The sequence below is a fragment of the Weissella cibaria genome, assembly GCF_004521965.1.
Lineage (GTDB): Bacteria > Bacillota > Bacilli > Lactobacillales > Lactobacillaceae > Weissella > Weissella cibaria_A.
On record NZ_SDGK01000043.1, the window covers coordinates 1 to 17,580 of the forward strand.

Below are 17,580 nucleotides of genomic sequence, written 5' to 3' on the forward strand. Positions count from 1 at the left end.
TAGCGGCACCTTGCGGTGCCGAAAAAACCTGTCCATAATCTTGACATCAGCGCCGTGGAAAATATACAGTTGTTTGAACTGTTTTCTGAAAGAGTTGATAGTATGCGTCGCGACATAGAAAGAACGATCGATCGGGAATATGAAGAAAATTTGTATGATTAGATAATTGAAACCAAACTTAATATGTGTGATTCACACCGTCATTTATTTGGCGTTTATTATTTGATAAGGATTTTTTATAAAATTTATTGAAAAAGAGCGTAGAAAAAGCGGTGATGATTTCTCACCACCGACCCAAAATATGCGGCCAGATTCGTCTGACCGCTTTATTTGTCATCAAGTACTTATTTCTGAGAAAAATCAGAAGCTAAAAGTGCGAAATTACCGCCGTCTTCTTGATAGGGAGTGAATATTGATCAATAATCTGGTTCACATCATCAATTGAGGCTTCTAGCCAAAGTGCAACACGTTCAGAGTTTGAACGGTTGTTACCAGTTGTAATCTTACTTGCAGCATAAGCAATACGCACGTCTTCTTCTGTTAATGCCATTTAGTATCTCCTTAGAAAATTGACTGAAATGTTAGATGTGTTCGATATCGTTTTTGCAGGAGTCATCTCTTTTCTTTTTTAACAGTTAAACCTAATATTTAGTCTACTGTATTTTGGACGAAAGGGTTGACAAAAAATGAACTAATTGTTCTATTTGGAATTTCCAGTTTGATAAAATGGAGTTATTTTGTACTGTAATTTGACTAACTTAATTAGTGTTTTAAGTGCTATAATAAATGTGAACAAAATCACAAGTTAAACTTTGGAGGGAATAACTATGGAACGAGTTTTTGCAAGTCCATCACGTTATGTGCAAGGGGCACATGTTTTGGAAACGGGGATTACACACATTAAAGAGTTGGGATCAAATGCATTGTTACTAGCTGGTAATCACACGTGGTCGGCTGTTGGCGAAACATTTGCTAAAAATTTGGAAGCAGCCGGCATGTCATATACTCGGGTTGCCTTTCAAGGAGAAGCATCACGCTCAGAAATTGCCCGTGCGGTTGAGATTGCCCGTGAAAACCAGAGTGATGTTGTACTTGGTTTAGGTGGCGGTAAGGCGATTGATTCTGCTAAAGCAATCGCAGATGAAGCGGACTTGCCAGTGGCCATCTTGCCAACACTGGCGTCAACGGATGCACCAACTTCAGCTTTGTCTGTTATCTACACGGATGATGGGGCGTTTGAGAGTTACCTATTCTACAAAAAGAATCCAGAATTAGTGATGGTTGATACGGATGTTATCGCTAAGTCACCGGTTCGTTATCTGGCATCAGGCATTGCGGATGCAATGGCAACTTTGATTGAGGTAAAGGCCGTGAGTGAAAAGCATGGTGACACGATGGCTGGCGGCAAGCAAACGTTGGCCGCTGTCGCGATTGCAGAAAAAGCGGAAGAAACGCTATTTAACTACGGACTTCAAGCAATTGAAGCCAACCGGCAAGGGGTCGTTACGGCATCGCTTGAATCAGTTGTTGAAGCGAACACCCTATTATCAGGGTTAGGCTTTGAATCAGGTGGTTTAGCCGCAGCGCACGCAATTCACAATGGTTTCACAGCATTGACGGGTGATATTCACCACTTGACCCACGGTGAAAAGGTAGCATACGGTACGTTGACGCAGTTGGTTTTGCAAAATGAAACGGCTGAGACATTGAATAAGTACATTGATTTCTATCAGAAGTTAGGCTTGCCCACAACCTTGTCGGAAATGCATTTAGAGAATGCTTCTCGTGAAGATCTATTGAAGATTGGTGTCCAAGCGACGGCAGAAGGGGAAACGATCCACCAAATGCCATTCGTAGTCACGGCTGAAGATGTTGCAAATGCACTTGTGGCAGTTGATGCTTATGTGAAGTCACGTTAAATATCGGGAACTATTGATTTACAAATTCTAGTTAGAATTGGGCGTATGCATTAAGGTGCGTATGCCTTTTTATCTGTGGCATTTTAGTAGGCTGTAGATAGCCCAAAAAGGGGATGCACCATAAGATGCATCCCCTTAACTATACCCAAAACAATTAACCAACCTGGTTATACCCATCAATAATCGCATTAACGTTCGCTACATCCGCAGCAACCCAGTCGGCCATCGACAATGACGTATACAATTGGTGCTCCGTGTGTTTACTAGTTAGCGAATCTAAGACCAACGTTTCGGCGTCGCTAATTTCGTGACCGTTGAAAACTGATTCGTCGCGGTCGCGATGGCGCCAATTTCATTTAGTACCACGAATTGATCATTGCCGTTAGATTGATTTAGTGGCGTCAACCCCATGAACAACAACCCAGTTGGCTCAAAGCTGACCACGTAGTTCTTACCTTTGAATGAGTTGAACGCCACAATGACGTCCTCTAATTTGTGGCTGGCTTGAATGTAAGCTAAATTTGATGTATATCAGCGGGGTGACCCAATTCTTGTTTCTTCGCTGCGATATCAGCACTGTTAAAAGCACCTGTCAATGTCTGTCCTCCCGCCGGGATTAACGTGGACCAGGGATTGAACGTGTTGCAGCGCGGTGGCTGCCAAATAGAAACTGACCTATATTAGCATAAAGTCCGGTATTAGTGGCCTGAAAAGAGCATCCGGAAGGGTGTTTGAAATTTAAATGAGAATAATTCTAATAAACTTATTGACTTTTCATTTTAACGTGACTAAAATAAGTGCAACGAAGAAGAGGTGAGTAACCAAGCCTAAGTTGTTCAGAGAGTTGCGTAAGGTGTGAAGCAATCAACTTAGTTGGTGAATATGGCCTTGGAGTGGGTTGAAACAATGATGATGAATGTCATTTCCGGGTGCGCCCGTTATCGCGCTAGAGTATCACCGCTTTTTAGCGCGTACTTGATAAGTGTCCAAAGGCGATTTTGGGCAGAATTCGGGTGGTAACACGATGATGAGTCGTCCCGTTGCAGACAATTGTGCTGCGACGGGACGTTTTTTATTTGGAGGAAAGTATGAGCACAGATTTAACAACATTAGTATTACCAGAGGGTGAGTTGGTCACCGAGCCGTCTGTGCTTGCAGAGTACCGGCTGAATCCCTACACCCAAGAAACAGCAGCTGATAGGCAACCGCTTGCGGTGGTATTCGCTACTTCGGTGGCGGACGTCCAAGCCACTTTGCAATTTGCGACGACGCATCATATCCCGGTTGTGACTCAAGGTGCCCGCACGTCGATTGCGAATGGGGCAGCCGGTTTGGATGGTGGTATTCTTCTGAATCTATCCCGCCTCAACCACATTGTGGCGTTGCAACCAGAAAATCAAACGGCGGTGGTCGAGGCTGGCGTGTTGAACGGCGACCTTGATCAAGCCGCTCGTAAAGTCGGTTACTTTTACGCGCCAGACCCCGGTTCGAAGCCAATTAGTACCATCGGTGGCAATATTGCAACGAACGCGGGTGGAATGGCATCGTTGAAGTACGACACAACCCGTGAAAATGTCTTGGGTCTCAAGGTTGTCCTCGCCGATGGCCGTTTGTTAGAACTGGGCGGAGCCACATTTAAAAACAATGCCAGTTACGACTTAACCGACTTGTTCATTGGCTCTGAAGGTACGCTTGGGGTGGTCGTTGAAGCCACCGTGCGTCTCCGACCAATTCCGTTTGGCGATACTGTGACGGGCTTAGCGACCTTTGCGGCTGTGCACGCATTAACGCATGCCGTGCAAGTACTGCAAGCTAGTGGTGTTAATCCGTCAATGTTAGAAGTTCTAAATCGGGTGTCGATTGAAGCACTTGATGAGTACGAAGGCATTGATTTAGGCGGGCGTGGCGAACAAGCCTTGCTGATTTTCCAACTTGATGTCGCTGTAGCCGGTGCATTGGATTTGGTTGATGACCTGCTCCGTAAGGCTGGTGCTCAGACAATTGATGTCACGTCGGACCCGGACCGTACCGCGACTATTATCAAAATTCGCCAAGACATCTTTGCGGCCGGCGCACAATATGGTCGTTTGATTGTGGAAGACATTGCTGTGCCATTAGGGCAGCTAGCAATTGTCGCCGATCGCGCGGAAGCGATTGCCGCTAAGCACGGTCAACGATTATTGTTGCTCGGCCACGCTGGCGACGGTAACTTGCATCCCGATATCATTTTAGAAAGTAAAGAGGGGACTTTACCCGCGGAAACGCAGGCCTATATTGATGAGCTACTGCCCTTTGTGATTAGCATCGGTGGCACGGTCAGTGCGGAACACGGGATTGGCACGATTAAAAAGAAGTGGGTGCCACAGCAATTGTCACCCACAGCCCAAACGCTACAACGAGAAATTAAAGCCGTTTTTGATCCGACCGGTATTTTGAACCCTGGTCGTAAGTTTTAGGGAGGTAGACGATGAGTTTAAATGAACGCTTAACACAGATTCAACCCAATGCGATTCGAGTATTCGATGCACAGATTAGTGATGTGGCTGATATTTTGAAACTGACATTAGGCGAACCAGATTTCAATGTGCCTACCCACATTAAACAAGCAGCAATCGACAGCATTCTGGCAGATGATTCGCACTACGCACCGGCTGCTGGGACACAAGCGTTGCGGGAAGCGGCGGTGCACTTCTTATCTGACCGGTACAACTTGCAATATGATGCTGACTCACAAGTGATTGTGACGTTGGGGGCCACGGAAGGGATCTACGACACGATTACCGCCGTTGTTAATCGTGGGGACCGCGTCTTAATTCCAGCTCCAAACTTCCCGTTGTATGACCCAACGGTGGCCTTGGCTGGTGGCATACCAACCTATGTGGATACATCGGCGACTGGCTTCTTGCTCACGCCGGACCAATTACAGGGTGCAATTGATACCTATGGCGATCAACTAGTGGCGGTTGTGCTGAATTATCCATCAAATCCAACTGGAGCAACCTACACGTTGGAACAATTATCGGCGTTGGCGGATGTCTTACGTGAGACGGACATCACGGTGATTGCAGATGAAATTTATTCAGAGTTAGTTTACGACGGACAACACACCTCAATTGCCCAGTACTTGCCCGACCAAACGTTGGTCTTGAACGGGGTATCGAAGTCACACGCAATGACGGGTTACCGCATTGGGTTTGTGGTGGGCCCAACGAAATTAATTCGTGCAGTCGGATTGATTCACCAATTTGCGGTGACGTCAGCCTCGAATCCAGCGATGGCCGGGGCTGCGGAAGCACTGGGTACCGAAGCGGGGCGCCAAGATACGTTGGCGATGAAGGCTGAATATGCAGCCCGGCGCAATTATTTGGTAAAGGCGTTACGCGAACTTGGTTTTGCGATTCCGCAACCAGCCGGGGCCTTTTATGTCTTTGCGCAGATTCCAGATGGTTTGGCGCAAGATGACGCGGCCTTTAGTTTGGCGCTTGCCCAAGAAGGTAAGGTCGCGGTTATTCCAGGCTCCGCCTTTGGGATTGGCGGGGCTGGCTACATTCGGTTGAGTTATGCGGCTTCGTTAGCTGATTTGCAAACGGCCGTCGCGCGGATTGCTGCATTTATCACAGATTAAACTAGTTTATTTTTAGGAGGATATTCATATGGCACGTAAGATTGCAATTATTGGGTTAGGACACGTTGGGGCCGCCATTGCGCACGGGTTGGTAACCACGGGTGGCGCGGATGAATTGATTTTCATCGATACTAACAGCGCTAAAGCTGAAGCAGAGGCCTTGGACTTTCAAGATGCGGCAGCGAATTTGAAGTATGACGTTCATATTGTGGTGAATGACTGGCAAGGGTTGAATGATGCCGATATTGTCATTTCAACGTTAGGTCAAATTTCATTACAAAAGACCGGGCAAGCGACTGGTGATCGCTTTGTGGAACTGCAATTTACTAAACAACAGGTGCGCGGAGTTGCCGATAAGATTGTGGCGTCTGGGTTCCATGACGTGCTAGTAGTGGTGACGAACCCAGTCGATGTCATCACGGCCTTGTACCAACGCTTTACTGGTTTTCCAGCTAATCGAGTTATCGGTAGCGGGACTTTGCTGGATACGGCGCGGATGCAACGGGCAGTTGGCGTCGCGTTGGGCGTGAATCCCAAGTCAGTGAGCGGTTGTAACTTGGGTGAACACGGTAATTCGCAGTTCACGGCTTGGTCAACGGTTCGCGTCCATGGTGAATTAGTCGGTGATGACGCCAATTTGGATTTGAATGCCTTGGAAGATGAAGCGCGCCGGGGTGGGTACACCGTTTATGCGGGGAAAGAATTTACCAGTTACGGCATTGCAAGTGCCACGATCCATTTGGTGGAAGCGGTGCTCTCAGACTCACATGAAGTTTTGCCGGTTTCTACCTATCAAACGGATTTGGAAACGTACTTGTCTTACCCCGTAGTCGTGGGACGTGCTGGGGTATTGCATAAGGCGCCACTGCAATTGACAGACAGTGAGCAACAAAAGTTAATTGAGTCGGCGGCTTACATTAAGCAACGCTTTGATGATGTTTACGCTGAATTAGCAGATTAATTGGTTATTAGGAGCTAGGAGAAAATTATTATGACGACAAATAGATTGAAGTTTGGGGTAGCGATTGCAGCAACCGTTTTGGCCGGATCGGTGGCCTTGCCAGCCGTAACGGCCAGTGCAGATTCAAAGACTGTCACTGTCGGAATTGTGGGAACCCAAGATGCTGGGTTGTGGAAGACGGTCGCCAAGACGGCTAAGAAGAAATACGGTATTACGCTAAAGACAAAGGTATTCTCGGATTATAACCAACCAAACAAGGCGGTGGCAGATGGTTCATTGGACTTGAACGCGTTCCAACACTACTACTTCCTTGATAACTGGAACCATTCTAACGGTAATTCAGTGAAGGCAATTGGTAAGACGATTATCACGCCAATTCGCTTGCATTCTGAGAAGCACAAGTCACCTAAGGACTTCCAAAAGGGCGACAGTATTGCGGTGCCAAATGATGCCACGAATGAAGCTCGCGCATTGATTCTGTTGCAATCAGCTGGATTAATCAACTTGAAGGATGTGGCCTTGCCAACGGTGAAGGATATTGCGACGAACAAGTTGAACTTGCAGATTAAGGAAGTCGATGCTGCGCAAACACCAACGGCTTTGAAGTCTGAGGCTGGCGCAGTCATTAATACCAACTACGCCCAACAAGCTAAGATTAAGTTGAGCTCGGCCATTTATGTTGAGCCGGTTAACAAGAAGTCAGCTGAATGGATTAATGTGATTGCGGCGTCAAAGAAGCACGCAAATAAGAAGATTTACAAGGAAGTGGTGAAGGCTTACCAAACCAAGGCCACTAAGGCTTACTTAAAGTCTGAATGGGGTCAAGCCGAGCTACCTGCTTGGAATATTACGTTGAAGTAAACAGTTAATAGGGGACATTTTATGCATAAAGTGAAGTTGGGTTTGTTGGTGGCTGGTGCGTTGGTCACAGCTTGGGTTAGCATCGTCGCGCAAGAACAAGGTGTGTTGGCAGCCGATAATAAGACGGTCACGGTGGGTGTGGTCGGGGATACAGCCCGCGAGTTGTGGGAAAATATCGGGCAACGCGCCAAGAAAGAGTATGGCATCACGATTAAGTTGAAGGAATTCAATGACTATGTGAAGCCAAATCAGGCGTTGGTCGATGGGAGTTTGGATTTGAACGCCTTCCAAACCAAGATTTTCTTCGATGATCAGAATAAGAAAATGGGTAGCAAGTTGACGTCAATTGGTAAGACGGTGATTGTGCCAATGCGGTTGTACTCGTTGAAAGCCGATAAGCTGAGTGACATCAAGTCTGGGGCTACAATCGCGGTGCCAAACGATGCGACGAATGAGCAACGTGCCTTGAATGTCCTGGTGCAAGCCAAGTTGATCAAGTACAACACCAAGGTGACCGATCCAACGGCGAAGGATATTACCTGGAATCCCAAGAAGTTGTGCATCAAGGAAGTAGACGCTGGTCAAGCTGTTTCAGCCTTGAAGACTACGGATGCAGCGGTGATTAACGGTAACTTTGCCCACGATGCCAAGTTAGCGGACAAGGATATTTTGTTAACGCAAAATTTGAAGAAAAATGTTGATCCGTACATTAACTTGATTGCAGTTCGAAAGACGGAAGCTAGTAAGAAGGTATATAAGCAAATTGTGAAGGTATACCAAACGGCCGAAACCAAGGCTGAAATTAAAAAGTTGTTTGGCAATTCACAGTATCCCGCTTGGAATTTGAAGTAAATCCGGAAAATTTGGCACATGATGAAGCAATCCGACACAAAGGTTGTGTTAGGTCGCTACTTTTTATGCTAAAAAGTAGGGAATGTCCCGGAATTGAGCTGAATTTGGCTTGTTTTGGCTGAGAATGGCCAGTGATTGTTAAAACTGTCGCAAACTAGGCCAATTTGCAACTGTTTCTGCTAATACAGGGGCCAGGGGGTTATTATAATGACAAGGGGAAAAAAGGAACGCATCGATATTAAGGGGGTTCGTATCATGATGACATTTCTATTTAGTTTGTTTAGCTTGATTGCCGCAGCAGTTTCATTTGCTGGTTACAAGACAATCTTTAAGATTGAAGAGAATGATGAAGATGTTGCTGACGTGGTGTCAGCAAAGGTGGCATCGCATAAGCACGATGCAAACAATGGAATGGCTGCGTCACACTAATTTGGGATTAGTGTGCGCCGTGATACGTCGGGATACCCGTTGGCTGTGGTGGCTGACGGGTTTTTATTGCGTAAAAAAGACTGACGCTAGGTCAGCCTGTTAATTGTTAAATGAGTTGCGTAATCCCGGTGATGATGGGACCGAGTGACAAAAGTGCAATGACGATGCCAATGTAAAAACCGTAACCAAACCCCAATAGTTTAAATGGTGAGTCAGTCGGGCGGGCCACCTTCTCGTAAGTTTTGACTGAACGCTTTGACAGCACGATTTCTAATAATCCGAGTCCGAGCATGATAATCCCCAATAATAATGTCATGATACCGCCTCCTTATGCTCAGTCTAGCATCTAGCAAAAAATCAGTTGGTACAACAGCAAAGCGTTGGTTGTTTTTTGCGCAACTTCTGCTAGACTAAAGAAGAATTAAATATTCACCACTAGGGGAGCCATTTGGCTGAGACGGGAAACCGGACCCTTTGAACCTGTTGAGTTAAGACTTGCGTAGGGAAGATGGTAGACCGACTAGAATGTCTTTCAAATCGATCGATCCGTTTTTTGTTACGCGGGTTGGTCGATTTTTTAGTTTCTAGGAGGAATGATGACAACGTTATTGACCAATATCCGTGAACAACAGCCACTGGTATTAAATGTGGCGAACTTGGTAACCATGCAACGGGTTGCCGATGCAATTAATGTATTAGGGGCATCTCCCTTAATGACCGATGAGGTGGCTGAAGCCGAAGAGCTTGTGGCCATCGCAGATACTGTCGTGTTGAATACCGGTACCTTATCGGAAGCACACTGGCCACTATTTGTTGCGGTTGGGCAAGCGGCCAACCGGCAACACAAACCCGTCGTGTTGGATCCGGTAGCGGTGGGGATGCCGTACCGCGCACAGTTTGTGACGCGTTTACTAGAGATGATTACAGTCGATGTTATTCGAGGTAATGCTGCTGAAATCGGTTGGTTTGCTGGGGTGACTGTGGCGGGTCAAGGGATTGATGCCCATGAGACTGACGCCCACGTGGCAAATGCCGTGAACGCAGCCCAACAAACGGGCGCCACGATTGTGCAAACAGGCGTTATTGATGTGATTACCGATGGCCAATCAACCCGCCAAGTGACAACCAATTCACCACTGCTGGCGGTGAATGTTGGTGCCGGCGATATGTTAAGTGGCATAGTTGGCGCGTTTGTCGCCGTGACCGATGATTATCTTTTGGCTGGTGAGACGGCCGCGCAAGTGCTGGGCCAGGCTGGTGAGCAAGCAACTGCACAGGGACCTAATCAACCCGGCACGTTTGTTGCGACCTTGTTTGATGTACTGTACCAAATGGCCCAAGCGGAGGTGATCGCATGATTGACGTACCACAAGTCATGACAGTTGCGGGCATTGATGCCAGTGGCGGCGCTGGTACAAATGCCGATTTGAAAACCTTTCATAACCAAGGCGTGTACGCAGCGTCGATTATCACGGGTTTAACCGCGCAAAATACGTTGGGCGTACAAGCCGTTTTGCCCACCCCAGCCGACTTTGTGACTGCCCAGTTTGATAGTGTATTAGCTGATTTATCGATTCAAGCGGTGAAAACGGGCGCTTTGTTTGATACGGAACGGGTCCAAACGGTGGCGGATAATTTGGTAAAAGCCCAAATCCCATTTGTGGTGGTTGACCCAGTCATGGTCGCTAAAGGTGGGGCACCGTTACTGACAGATGACGCAGTGGCAGTGTTGGTTGCCAAATTACTGCCACTGGCGACGGTGATGACACCTAATTTAGCTGAAGCGAGTGTATTACTTGACCGGCCAATTACGTCGGAAACCGCGATGGTGGCAGCGGCGCATGATTTGCGGGCCCTCGGACCAGCGAATGTCGTCCTAAAGGGTGGTCATTTGGCTGACAGTCGCTCGGATGAAGTGGCGGACTATGTTGCGTTAGCTGACGGGACGGGGTTCTGGCTTCGTGCGCCAAGGGTGGCAACTAACCGCACTCACGGCACCGGTGACACGTTGTCGGCGTATATCACTGCGCATTTGGCTAAAGGTGAAACACTAGCAGCGTTGATGTCAGATGCCAAGCGGTTTATGACAGCAGCGATTTCAGAAACAATTGCTGTCGGTCATGGACACGGACCATTGAATCTTTGGGTGACGGGATGAATAAAGATAACTTACAACGCTATTTTGTAGCTGGCTCACAGGACTTTCCAACATTGACTTTGTCGGAATATGAAGCCAAAATTGTGGCGATGATGCAAACCGGGATTACTGCCTATCAGTTCCGGGAAAAAGGGGCTGGGCTGACAGAATCGGCCACCCGTTTGGCGTTAGCGCGTCGATTACAAGCTGCCGCCAAGGCTGCTAATGTCCGATTTTTTATTGATGATGATGTCGATCTTGCGCTGACAATTGGGGCGGATGGCATCCACGTTGGCCAAGATGACCGTGATATTCGGACGGTGATTGCGGAGACGCCACCCGAGATGATTGTCGGTCTGTCGGTGCGTAATGTGGCTGAAATGCAGGCCGCACAAGCAGTGGTCGGGCTGGATTATCTGGGGGTCGGCCCAATTTTTGCCACGACGACGAAAGCGGATGCTGCCGAGCCGTTGGGCTTGACCGGTTTAACGACCGTGTTAGCCCATAATGAACACCATTTGCCAACCGTCGGGATTGGTGGTATCAGTCTAGCAACGTTACCAGCGCTGGCTCGGACGGGCCTAGATGGTGTTGCGGTGGTCAGTTTGCTAAGTCAGGCGCCTGATGCCACGACGGTCGTACAGGAGATGGCCAGCTTATGGGGGATGGCAGAATGAAGCAAACAGAGCTCGAACGAATTCAAACGAAATGGTTGACGGAGATTATGGCGACCCCGTTCGTGCAAGGCATTCGCACGGGTGACTTAAGCCAGGCGAGCCGGGATTACTATGTTGCCCAAGATGCCCATTATGTCGGGCACTTTGAGGCATTGTTTGCGCAAACGATGCAACAATTGCCACCGACGTTACGGCGTCGAGCCGCTGTTACAGCCGATGAGGCAGATGCTCATTTAGGGTTGCAACCTAGTGAGCGTTTTCAGCAGATTGATCCGGCACCCCATAATTTGGCATATTTGGCGCATCTTGATCAGACGGTGCAACTAGGTGATCCGTTAGCTAGCATGTTAGCGTTATTACCCTGTACGGAATCGTACGGCCTGGTTGCGCAAAAATTAGCCCAAGCGGGTGTAGCCCCCAGCGGATACGCAGACTGGGTGGCATATTATGTGGGGGATGCTTATCAAAGTGCGGTTACTTGGAGCTGGGCAACCGTAGCGCAACTCTTACAGCAAAGCCAGTCAGCAACAATTGACTATGCGGGCATTTACGCGACGTCGTATCAGCATGAGCTGACATTTTGGCAAATGGCCGAAAATTAATTGCTGAACAAAATTTTTCATGCTACAATAAAACTATCTTGTGAGGTACCGGTGCGCCGGTGCCTCATTTGTCGTTTATAGAGGAATTGCAACAGGGTTAACAGTTTCGGAGGGGGCCTAAATGGTGACGACATTGGCGAAAGAAGACCGTCATAATAAAAACCGCGCCATTGATAAACGGCGCGGTTGGGAGTCATTAGTAACTATAATCATAAAGTTTTGCGAGAAAGAGCTTGTAATTGGCTGTTTCCGGGGTTGTGAAAGCCAGCTGGGCACTCCCGTCAAGAATCGTTTCGGGTTCCTCATAAGCAGCCATCACCAAGGCTGGGAACTCGATGTGCCCGTCTTCTAACAGGTCGGGTCCCTGGACATCCAGCACCTTAATCGCTGGATGTCCTTCATAGGGATCCTCCATGTCGACAACCTCTAAGTCAAACCGCCAGTCATCCCCAAAATCGTAGACATACGTTGCGTGGGTTAAATTAGAAAAGAAGTCCATCAATAAAACGGCGGGCATCTTTAACGTTTTGTGGCGGAAATCAGGTTGTTGTTCAAATTGAGACAGCTCATCCCAGTGCTTCAGTTGCTGCTTTTGCTTAAGTTTGTCGTCGGCAATGCCAAGTTTGTCGTTGGTGATGTAGTAAATGCCACCGTCGAACTTATACAGGTGCGAATCAGTTAACCCAAACGCTAGCTGTAGCGCTTTGTGTAGTTGGGCCATTTGGCGGAATTCGGGAATCCGAATTAATCGTGAAATTTCAGGTAATGTAGGGTCAGCTAACGTTGCTTTGATAATCATAACGGTACCTCGTTTCGTAGTGACTTCATTGTAACAAGTTTGGGTGAAGAATGTATGGTCGCCACCAAATTTCCGGTATAATGAACGTAAAGCAATTTGGGGGAATTGAACATGGCAAAGTTGACAGAAAATCTGCAGGCAATAAAACGAGGCGCTCAGCGTTTGGGTGATGATGTGAAACAGCGGGCGACGGATACACGGTTAAACATGACGATTAATCGTAAATTGGCCCTGCCGTTTAAAACGATGAAACAAAGTCGGCGGGCCGCGATTGCACAGCTAGCAGAATTGTATAAAGCAAACACAATTTCGACGAGTGAATTCAACATTATGGCGCACCGGTTTGAAACACAATTGGTGGCAGATGTTAATGAAGCCATGCGTAATATGGTCGTGGCGTTTATGACCGATGAAGCGACGCAACAATTTGAATTTGATGCGTCATTGGTCCATGACGTACAGTTATCAGTGGTGACGCCAACTAACTACGTGAAGTTGGCAGCTAATCCGGCCGGAAAGTCGATTAGCAACGCAACTAAGCGAGCAGTTGTGTTGCAAGCGGGGCAAATGGCAATTTCACAAGCAGCTAAGTTACGTAAGAAAACTAACAACACGGGAACGACGAAACGGGGTTCGGGCGTTGCAAAGGGTTTAGCGGTTGATGCCGCTGTTGCTGGTATTGGTATGGCTGCCGAAACGATTCAGCAACAATTGATGGCCCGTAAACAATTTAAAGTGTCAGGCTTACAAGGCGAATATGATAGCGTTCTGCAACAAGTGGCAGAACAAGTTGAAGCCTTCAAGGCTAGTCTACAAGTGGCCGATCCAGGTTTGAAATTGTTGCCAATGACTGAGTTGATTGATGAAGCAACAGATCAGCAAGATTAAATAACCGGTAACACCATAGCGTTTGTTATGGTGTTTTTATTTGCAAATGCTTATACTGGTGGGCGAATCAGATTGTGAGGGAGGCAATTGAAAAGACTAGGATTAAGTTTGGCAGTTGTGACAGCGATGATACTGTTCACGACTATCAACGTTCAGGCGGCTGATCGGTCAAGCGAACGGAATAAACAATTAGACACAACGTTGGAAGAAGCCCAGGAAGTGACGCTGGTACAGAAATTCTTTCGATTATCGACGTCTTACGATGTTCGGGTAGCTGGTAAATCAGTTGGGACGTTGACGGGCGATTTTTGGCACCCGTTTGGTGATACGTTGGCGCTTGAAACGACAGCTGGTGATGTGGCTTACCGCGAACACCAATCCCGCCGACTATTAGCTTTTTCAATCGCACGCGGCGGTGTCTTTGCGACGGCCGACGGTACGTATGATGGCGCACTTCGCGAACAGGTGTGGGCTTTGTTTTTCCATCAGTACCAGTTTTTGGATAAATCGGGGGATATCGTTGGCCAATCGCGACGGAATCCATTCCATTTATTCGCAACTAGTTATCGAATTACGGATAATACCGGTAAGCGTCTCTATACAGCGATAACGGAGCGCTGGCACTTGACCAAGCAAATTAAGATCAAACGGGTGCACTCGTCAAAGCAGATTAATATGAAAAAAGCCGTCTTGGTTACGGCAATTGAAGAAGCTATTGACGAGGCGAAGCGTTCAAAACGATAGGGGATACTCATGAAAACAATCGTAATTACTGGCGGTAGTGGTGGCATTGGTGTTGCGGCGGCGCAATCGTTAGTTGATTTAGGACATCAGGTTGTCATTGTTGGACGGAATCCGACGAAGACGGCGGCTGTCGCAAACGCACTTAAGATGCCATACCACTCGGCGGACTTTACGAAACTTGCCGATGTGCAACTTCTGGCAAACGAACTACAAATTACCAAGCACGTTGGGTTGATTTAGCCGATGCCAAGACAATTGATTATGATGACTTGTACGGGCAGGGCATCACGTGGGCTGAAGTTACGGCCCAGACAAAATAAATGTGATGATTTGGCTGTTTTGGTGGCAACGCTACCGAGACAGCCTTTCTTTTCACTATACAAAGAAAGCGCTTACACCAAGGGGGCGATTTGTGCCATGCTTAACAGGTAAAAATGATATCAATTTGGGGGATAATCATGACACTATTAGGGGCAATTGAAGGCGGTGGTACCAAATTTGTGGTGGCCGTGGCCGATGCGACACATCCAGAGACGGTCGTTGCACAGGAAAGTTTTCCGACGGCGTGCGCAGCTGAGACGATGAGTCAGATTCAAGCGTTTTTCGATCAATATCAGGATATTGTTGCGATTGGTATTTCAATGTTTGGACCAATCGATGTTAATCCAGCCAGTCGCACATATGGTTATGTGCTGGCAACGCCCAAGCGTGGTTGGTCGGGGTATAACTTTTTGGGCGCCATGACCGAATGGCGCGATATACCATACTATTGGACAACGGATGTGAACGGTTCGGCGTGGGGCGAATTCGTATCAGGTGCTGGTCAGGAAAACGACAACATTCTGTATTTGACGGTCGGTACGGGTATTGGCGCCGGCATTGTGGCCAATGGACAGTTACTGCAAGGTATTTCGCATCCGGAAGCGGGCCACATTATGGTGAATAAGCACCCAATGGACACGTATAAAGGACATTGCCCATTCCACGGCGATCATTGTTTAGAAGGCGTCGCGTCTGGACCGGCAATGGCTGAACGATGGGGTCAACCTGCTAATTTGTTAGATGATGACAGCACAGCCTGGCAACTTGAGGCGTTTTACCTGGCTCAGGCGGCCGTGACGTATACTACGATTTTGCGACCAGAAAAAATCATTTTTGGTGGTGGTGTGCCACATCGCGATGTTTTAATGTCGCTTGTCCGCAAGTCGTTTGCGGCACAACTGTCAGATTATTTGGCGTTGCCGAACTTAGACGACTACTTGGTCCGAGCTGGTAATGGGGATGACGCTGGTATTTTAGGTAGCTTCTACTTGGCCAAGACATTAGTTTAAATTCACGCTATAATGAAAACCTGATCAACAATGGTCAGGTTTTTTGCGTTAGGAGGCACACTTGGTATGCAGGATGAACAACAGGTGATTGAATTTTGGGGACCGGAATTGTTGAAGACGGCTGTCTTTGACGGTATTTCGTTAACGGACGGTACGTTTATGACCGATGCGTCGCGCCGACTGGTGTTTATTGGCTCATCTGATAGTGCGGTTGCGATGACTGAAGCGGTTGACCCTGCCACCAATGCGCATCCGCTCCTTGTGAAGCGGTTTCCGGTGACTAACAAAACGTTATCAGTGTTGCGGATGGCGTTTCCGGGTTACGACGTGCTACTAATGGATGGTGTCTACCGGTTAGACTGGCGTCCAACTTGGGGTCACCCAACGATTCGGCAAAGTTATATTGCGGATTTTAAAGATGCGTTTGAGCATGAAGTGGGTCATCGACAATTTGTCAGCTACCTTCGTGATGCAACAATTCGCTATGCTGAGGAAGGGTAAACGAGACGAGATGAAAAAGAGTACGTTAAAGTTAGGCATGACTGTTACGTCGGTCGCGCTGTTTGTCTATGCGTTAGGTGATATGTTTTTGTACCATGATAATCGACGGATGGCGTTGATTGTGTTTGTGGCACTGCTATTAGGTTATTACGCCGCAAAAGTGAAATAAGGATGATGAGGCAGTTTGATTGGTAATCGAGTTGCCTATTTTTTATGCTTTAATCTGTTGATATAATAGAGAGACTTAAAGGGAGTGATAGAAAAATGATGATGGTGGGACGTATTTTTACATCACTGGCGAACTAAATCAGAAAGTGAGAACATTGATGTACTACGAATTTACGACAGTTACAATTGCAGACGGGTTAGCTGAATTACATATTGTCGCGCAAGATAGTGACGTACCTGCGCAGCACGTTCGCGTGGCGTTGTCGCAAAAGTTAGCGAAACGGTTAGGATTGAATTATGAATCGTTGCCACGATTAACAGATGAGGATGACCGGACTTATTATGCGGTGACGACCGGGGATGACCAGGTTTTGGTTCGAAATGCAGTTGATCATGACCCAGAAACTTTAGTGGTTGGTGACTGGGAGTCCTATCTGCATGATAGTCAAGGGGAGTTTGGCCCATTTGTTTTTGCTTTAGTCGATGAATGGCGAAATGCTACGGAAATTCGTGATCGGTTCCAAGTGGGGCAAGTGTCGTTTGAGATGCAATCTGAGTGGCCCTGGATGTTCTACCAAGCGCCACGTGAGATGACTAAGCGGATGGTGTTGGATCATCGCGACTTTCATAGTGAAACGATTGCCAAGGTTCAGCGGACTATCGCACGTGATTTACATTACGGTAAGTAATGCGTTATTTGCAGGGACCTACTAGTCGTGATAGAGTACGTATATAGGAGAGCCGGAGAGAACATGGTTGGTCACACCAGTTATTATCAGACAAGTCCTCCTATTTATTAGACATTGTAAAAATAGCTGGTTAAAACGGTGACGATTGTCATCGTTTTTTGTTTGTAAAATTTGTTTTAAAGAAAGTGTTGACGATTACAAAAGAAGCGTGTAGTATATATCAAGTCGTCAACAGAGATATGAAATATCTGCGAAAACGATGTGAAACAGAAATGAAATTGGTTGTTGACAATTGAAATCATCTTCTGTAATATAGATTTGGTCGTCAAGGCGACTAAGTGGGTCATTGAAAACTGAATATCGTTTCGATGAAACAAATGTGTAGGGTCATCAAGCA

General features: G+C 47.2%; 23 protein-coding genes, 1 riboswitch and 1 other annotated feature. Of the genes, 18 read left to right on the forward strand and 5 right to left on the reverse strand.

What is annotated here, in order from left to right; all coding sequences use genetic code 11:
• Positions 1-367: 367 nt before the first annotated feature.
• The gene (locus EST42_RS06260) at positions 368-550 is read right to left on the reverse strand and encodes a hypothetical protein (protein ID WP_134644692.1); all 183 of its coding nucleotides are present in this window, start codon (positions 548-550) and stop codon (positions 368-370) included.
• A 277-nt stretch (positions 551-827) separates the two neighbouring features.
• Here EST42_RS06260 and EST42_RS06265 point away from each other — a divergent pair, with 277 nt between their 5' ends.
• Positions 828-1,919 (forward strand): glycerol dehydrogenase, encoded by a 1,092-nt coding sequence (locus EST42_RS06265; protein ID WP_134644693.1) that lies wholly within the window; start codon positions 828-830, stop codon positions 1,917-1,919.
• Positions 1,920-2,073: 154 nt separating this feature from the next.
• Here EST42_RS06265 and EST42_RS11420 read toward each other — a convergent pair whose 3' ends face one another.
• Together EST42_RS11420 and EST42_RS11135 are read right to left on the reverse strand one after the other, a co-directional pair.
• Positions 2,074-2,205: a hypothetical protein gene (locus EST42_RS11420; RefSeq protein WP_280633881.1), complete on the reverse strand. Its 132-nt coding sequence runs from the start codon at positions 2,203-2,205 to the stop codon at positions 2,074-2,076.
• Positions 2,196-2,396, reverse strand: coding sequence for a hypothetical protein (locus tag EST42_RS11135; RefSeq protein WP_245150420.1), 201 nt, complete (start codon positions 2,394-2,396; stop codon positions 2,196-2,198). The genes EST42_RS11420 and EST42_RS11135 overlap by 10 nt, the downstream gene beginning before the upstream one ends.
• A gap of 319 nt (positions 2,397-2,715) precedes the next feature.
• Positions 2,716-2,962: a binding site (T-box leader), on the forward strand.
• A 45-nt stretch (positions 2,963-3,007) separates the two neighbouring features.
• On the opposite strand from EST42_RS11135, the gene EST42_RS06275 reads away from it, so the two are divergent.
• The 6 genes from EST42_RS06275 (at position 3,008) to EST42_RS06300 (ending at position 8,647) form a co-directional block, all read left to right on the forward strand.
• Positions 3,008-4,375 (forward strand): FAD-binding oxidoreductase, encoded by a 1,368-nt coding sequence (locus EST42_RS06275; RefSeq protein WP_134644694.1) that lies wholly within the window; start codon positions 3,008-3,010, stop codon positions 4,373-4,375.
• A gap of 11 nt (positions 4,376-4,386) precedes the next feature.
• Complete coding sequence (locus tag EST42_RS06280; protein WP_134644695.1) at positions 4,387-5,544, forward strand: aminotransferase class I/II-fold pyridoxal phosphate-dependent enzyme; 1,158 nt, start codon at positions 4,387-4,389, stop codon at positions 5,542-5,544.
• Between the two features lie 28 nt (positions 5,545-5,572).
• Complete coding sequence (locus tag EST42_RS06285; protein WP_134644696.1) at positions 5,573-6,505, forward strand: L-lactate dehydrogenase; 933 nt, start codon at positions 5,573-5,575, stop codon at positions 6,503-6,505.
• A 30-nt stretch (positions 6,506-6,535) separates the two neighbouring features.
• Positions 6,536-7,366: a MetQ/NlpA family ABC transporter substrate-binding protein gene (locus EST42_RS06290; protein WP_134644697.1), complete on the forward strand. Its 831-nt coding sequence runs from the start codon at positions 6,536-6,538 to the stop codon at positions 7,364-7,366.
• 21 nt (positions 7,367-7,387) lie between these two features.
• A complete protein-coding gene (locus EST42_RS06295) occupies positions 7,388-8,218 on the forward strand; it encodes a MetQ/NlpA family ABC transporter substrate-binding protein (protein WP_134644698.1) in 831 nt (276 codons plus the stop codon).
• 207 nt (positions 8,219-8,425) lie between these two features.
• Positions 8,426-8,647, forward strand: coding sequence for a hypothetical protein (locus tag EST42_RS06300; RefSeq protein ID WP_134644699.1), 222 nt, complete (start codon positions 8,426-8,428; stop codon positions 8,645-8,647).
• Between the two features lie 106 nt (positions 8,648-8,753).
• On the opposite strand, the gene EST42_RS06305 is transcribed toward EST42_RS06300, so the two are convergent.
• The gene (locus EST42_RS06305) at positions 8,754-8,963 is read right to left on the reverse strand and encodes a hypothetical protein (RefSeq protein WP_134644700.1); all 210 of its coding nucleotides are present in this window, start codon (positions 8,961-8,963) and stop codon (positions 8,754-8,756) included.
• Between the two features lie 111 nt (positions 8,964-9,074).
• Positions 9,075-9,170: riboswitch (TPP riboswitch) on the forward strand.
• Positions 9,171-9,240: 70 nt separating this feature from the next.
• Here EST42_RS06305 and thiM point away from each other — a divergent pair.
• From thiM to EST42_RS06325, 4 genes are read left to right on the forward strand one after another with little or no spacing between them, the layout of a single operon-like run.
• Positions 9,241-10,005, forward strand: coding sequence for a hydroxyethylthiazole kinase (gene thiM, locus EST42_RS06310; RefSeq protein ID WP_245150421.1), 765 nt, complete (start codon positions 9,241-9,243; stop codon positions 10,003-10,005).
• Positions 10,002-10,805: a bifunctional hydroxymethylpyrimidine kinase/phosphomethylpyrimidine kinase gene (thiD, locus tag EST42_RS06315; protein ID WP_134644701.1), complete on the forward strand. Its 804-nt coding sequence runs from the start codon at positions 10,002-10,004 to the stop codon at positions 10,803-10,805. Before thiM ends, thiD begins: the two co-directional genes overlap by 4 nt.
• Positions 10,802-11,461, forward strand: coding sequence for a thiamine phosphate synthase (gene thiE, locus EST42_RS06320; protein WP_134644702.1), 660 nt, complete (start codon positions 10,802-10,804; stop codon positions 11,459-11,461). Before thiD ends, thiE begins: the two co-directional genes overlap by 4 nt.
• A complete protein-coding gene (locus EST42_RS06325) occupies positions 11,458-12,063 on the forward strand; it encodes a TenA family protein (protein WP_134644703.1) in 606 nt (201 codons plus the stop codon). Before thiE ends, EST42_RS06325 begins: the two co-directional genes overlap by 4 nt.
• Before the next feature lie 196 nt (positions 12,064-12,259).
• On the opposite strand, the gene EST42_RS06330 is transcribed toward EST42_RS06325, so the two are convergent.
• On the reverse strand, positions 12,260-12,862 hold the full coding sequence (locus tag EST42_RS06330; RefSeq protein WP_134644704.1) for an IS1096 element passenger TnpR family protein: 603 nt from the start codon (positions 12,860-12,862) through the stop codon (positions 12,260-12,262).
• A gap of 111 nt (positions 12,863-12,973) precedes the next feature.
• On the opposite strand from EST42_RS06330, the gene EST42_RS06335 reads away from it, so the two are divergent.
• The 7 genes from EST42_RS06335 (at position 12,974) to EST42_RS06360 (ending at position 17,183) form a co-directional block, all read left to right on the forward strand.
• Entirely contained in the window at positions 12,974-13,750 is a 777-nt protein-coding gene (locus EST42_RS06335) for a hypothetical protein (protein ID WP_134644705.1), read from the forward strand.
• Positions 13,751-13,837: 87 nt separating this feature from the next.
• Positions 13,838-14,494 carry a hypothetical protein gene (locus tag EST42_RS06340; RefSeq protein ID WP_134644706.1) on the forward strand — a complete coding sequence of 219 codons (657 nt, stop codon included), beginning with the start codon at positions 13,838-13,840 and terminating at the stop codon, positions 14,492-14,494.
• 9 nt (positions 14,495-14,503) lie between these two features.
• Complete coding sequence (locus EST42_RS06345) at positions 14,504-14,734, forward strand: SDR family NAD(P)-dependent oxidoreductase (protein WP_245150422.1); 231 nt, start codon at positions 14,504-14,506, stop codon at positions 14,732-14,734.
• Between the two features lie 218 nt (positions 14,735-14,952).
• Positions 14,953-15,825 (forward strand): ROK family protein, encoded by an 873-nt coding sequence (locus tag EST42_RS06350; RefSeq protein ID WP_134644707.1) that lies wholly within the window; start codon positions 14,953-14,955, stop codon positions 15,823-15,825.
• A 66-nt stretch (positions 15,826-15,891) separates the two neighbouring features.
• Positions 15,892-16,326: a hypothetical protein gene (locus EST42_RS06355; RefSeq protein WP_134644708.1), complete on the forward strand. Its 435-nt coding sequence runs from the start codon at positions 15,892-15,894 to the stop codon at positions 16,324-16,326.
• Between the two features lie 10 nt (positions 16,327-16,336).
• Positions 16,337-16,495 (forward strand): hypothetical protein, encoded by a 159-nt coding sequence (locus EST42_RS10535; protein ID WP_167711138.1) that lies wholly within the window; start codon positions 16,337-16,339, stop codon positions 16,493-16,495.
• Positions 16,496-16,652: 157 nt separating this feature from the next.
• The gene (locus EST42_RS06360; RefSeq protein ID WP_134644709.1) at positions 16,653-17,183 is read left to right on the forward strand and encodes a hypothetical protein; all 531 of its coding nucleotides are present in this window, start codon (positions 16,653-16,655) and stop codon (positions 17,181-17,183) included.
• Positions 17,184-17,580: the final 397 nt, after the last annotated feature.

Bases quoted from the DNA above. Each gene is read 5' to 3' on its own strand.
- EST42_RS06260 (WP_134644692.1), bottom strand. From the start codon at position 550: ATGGCATTAACAGAAGAAGACGTGCGTATTGCTTATGCTGCAAGTAAG.
- EST42_RS06265 (WP_134644693.1), top strand. From the start codon at position 828: ATGGAACGAGTTTTTGCAAGTCCATCACGTTATGTGCAAGGGGCACAT.
- EST42_RS06275 (WP_134644694.1), top strand. From the start codon at position 3,008: ATGAGCACAGATTTAACAACATTAGTATTACCAGAGGGTGAGTTGGTC.
- EST42_RS06280 (WP_134644695.1), top strand. From the start codon at position 4,387: ATGAGTTTAAATGAACGCTTAACACAGATTCAACCCAATGCGATTCGA.
- EST42_RS06285 (WP_134644696.1), top strand. From the start codon at position 5,573: ATGGCACGTAAGATTGCAATTATTGGGTTAGGACACGTTGGGGCCGCC.
- EST42_RS06290 (WP_134644697.1), top strand. From the start codon at position 6,536: ATGACGACAAATAGATTGAAGTTTGGGGTAGCGATTGCAGCAACCGTT.
- EST42_RS06295 (WP_134644698.1), top strand. From the start codon at position 7,388: ATGCATAAAGTGAAGTTGGGTTTGTTGGTGGCTGGTGCGTTGGTCACA.
- EST42_RS06300 (WP_134644699.1), top strand. From the start codon at position 8,426: ATGACAAGGGGAAAAAAGGAACGCATCGATATTAAGGGGGTTCGTATC.
- EST42_RS06305 (WP_134644700.1), bottom strand. From the start codon at position 8,963: ATGACATTATTATTGGGGATTATCATGCTCGGACTCGGATTATTAGAA.
- thiM (WP_245150421.1), top strand. From the start codon at position 9,241: ATGATGACAACGTTATTGACCAATATCCGTGAACAACAGCCACTGGTA.
- thiD (WP_134644701.1), top strand. From the start codon at position 10,002: ATGATTGACGTACCACAAGTCATGACAGTTGCGGGCATTGATGCCAGT.
- thiE (WP_134644702.1), top strand. From the start codon at position 10,802: ATGAATAAAGATAACTTACAACGCTATTTTGTAGCTGGCTCACAGGAC.
- EST42_RS06325 (WP_134644703.1), top strand. From the start codon at position 11,458: ATGAAGCAAACAGAGCTCGAACGAATTCAAACGAAATGGTTGACGGAG.
- EST42_RS06330 (WP_134644704.1), bottom strand. From the start codon at position 12,862: ATGATTATCAAAGCAACGTTAGCTGACCCTACATTACCTGAAATTTCA.
- EST42_RS06335 (WP_134644705.1), top strand. From the start codon at position 12,974: ATGGCAAAGTTGACAGAAAATCTGCAGGCAATAAAACGAGGCGCTCAG.
- EST42_RS06345 (WP_245150422.1), top strand. From the start codon at position 14,504: ATGAAAACAATCGTAATTACTGGCGGTAGTGGTGGCATTGGTGTTGCG.
- EST42_RS06350 (WP_134644707.1), top strand. From the start codon at position 14,953: ATGACACTATTAGGGGCAATTGAAGGCGGTGGTACCAAATTTGTGGTG.
- EST42_RS06355 (WP_134644708.1), top strand. From the start codon at position 15,892: ATGCAGGATGAACAACAGGTGATTGAATTTTGGGGACCGGAATTGTTG.
- EST42_RS10535 (WP_167711138.1), top strand. From the start codon at position 16,337: ATGAAAAAGAGTACGTTAAAGTTAGGCATGACTGTTACGTCGGTCGCG.
- EST42_RS06360 (WP_134644709.1), top strand. From the start codon at position 16,653: ATGTACTACGAATTTACGACAGTTACAATTGCAGACGGGTTAGCTGAA.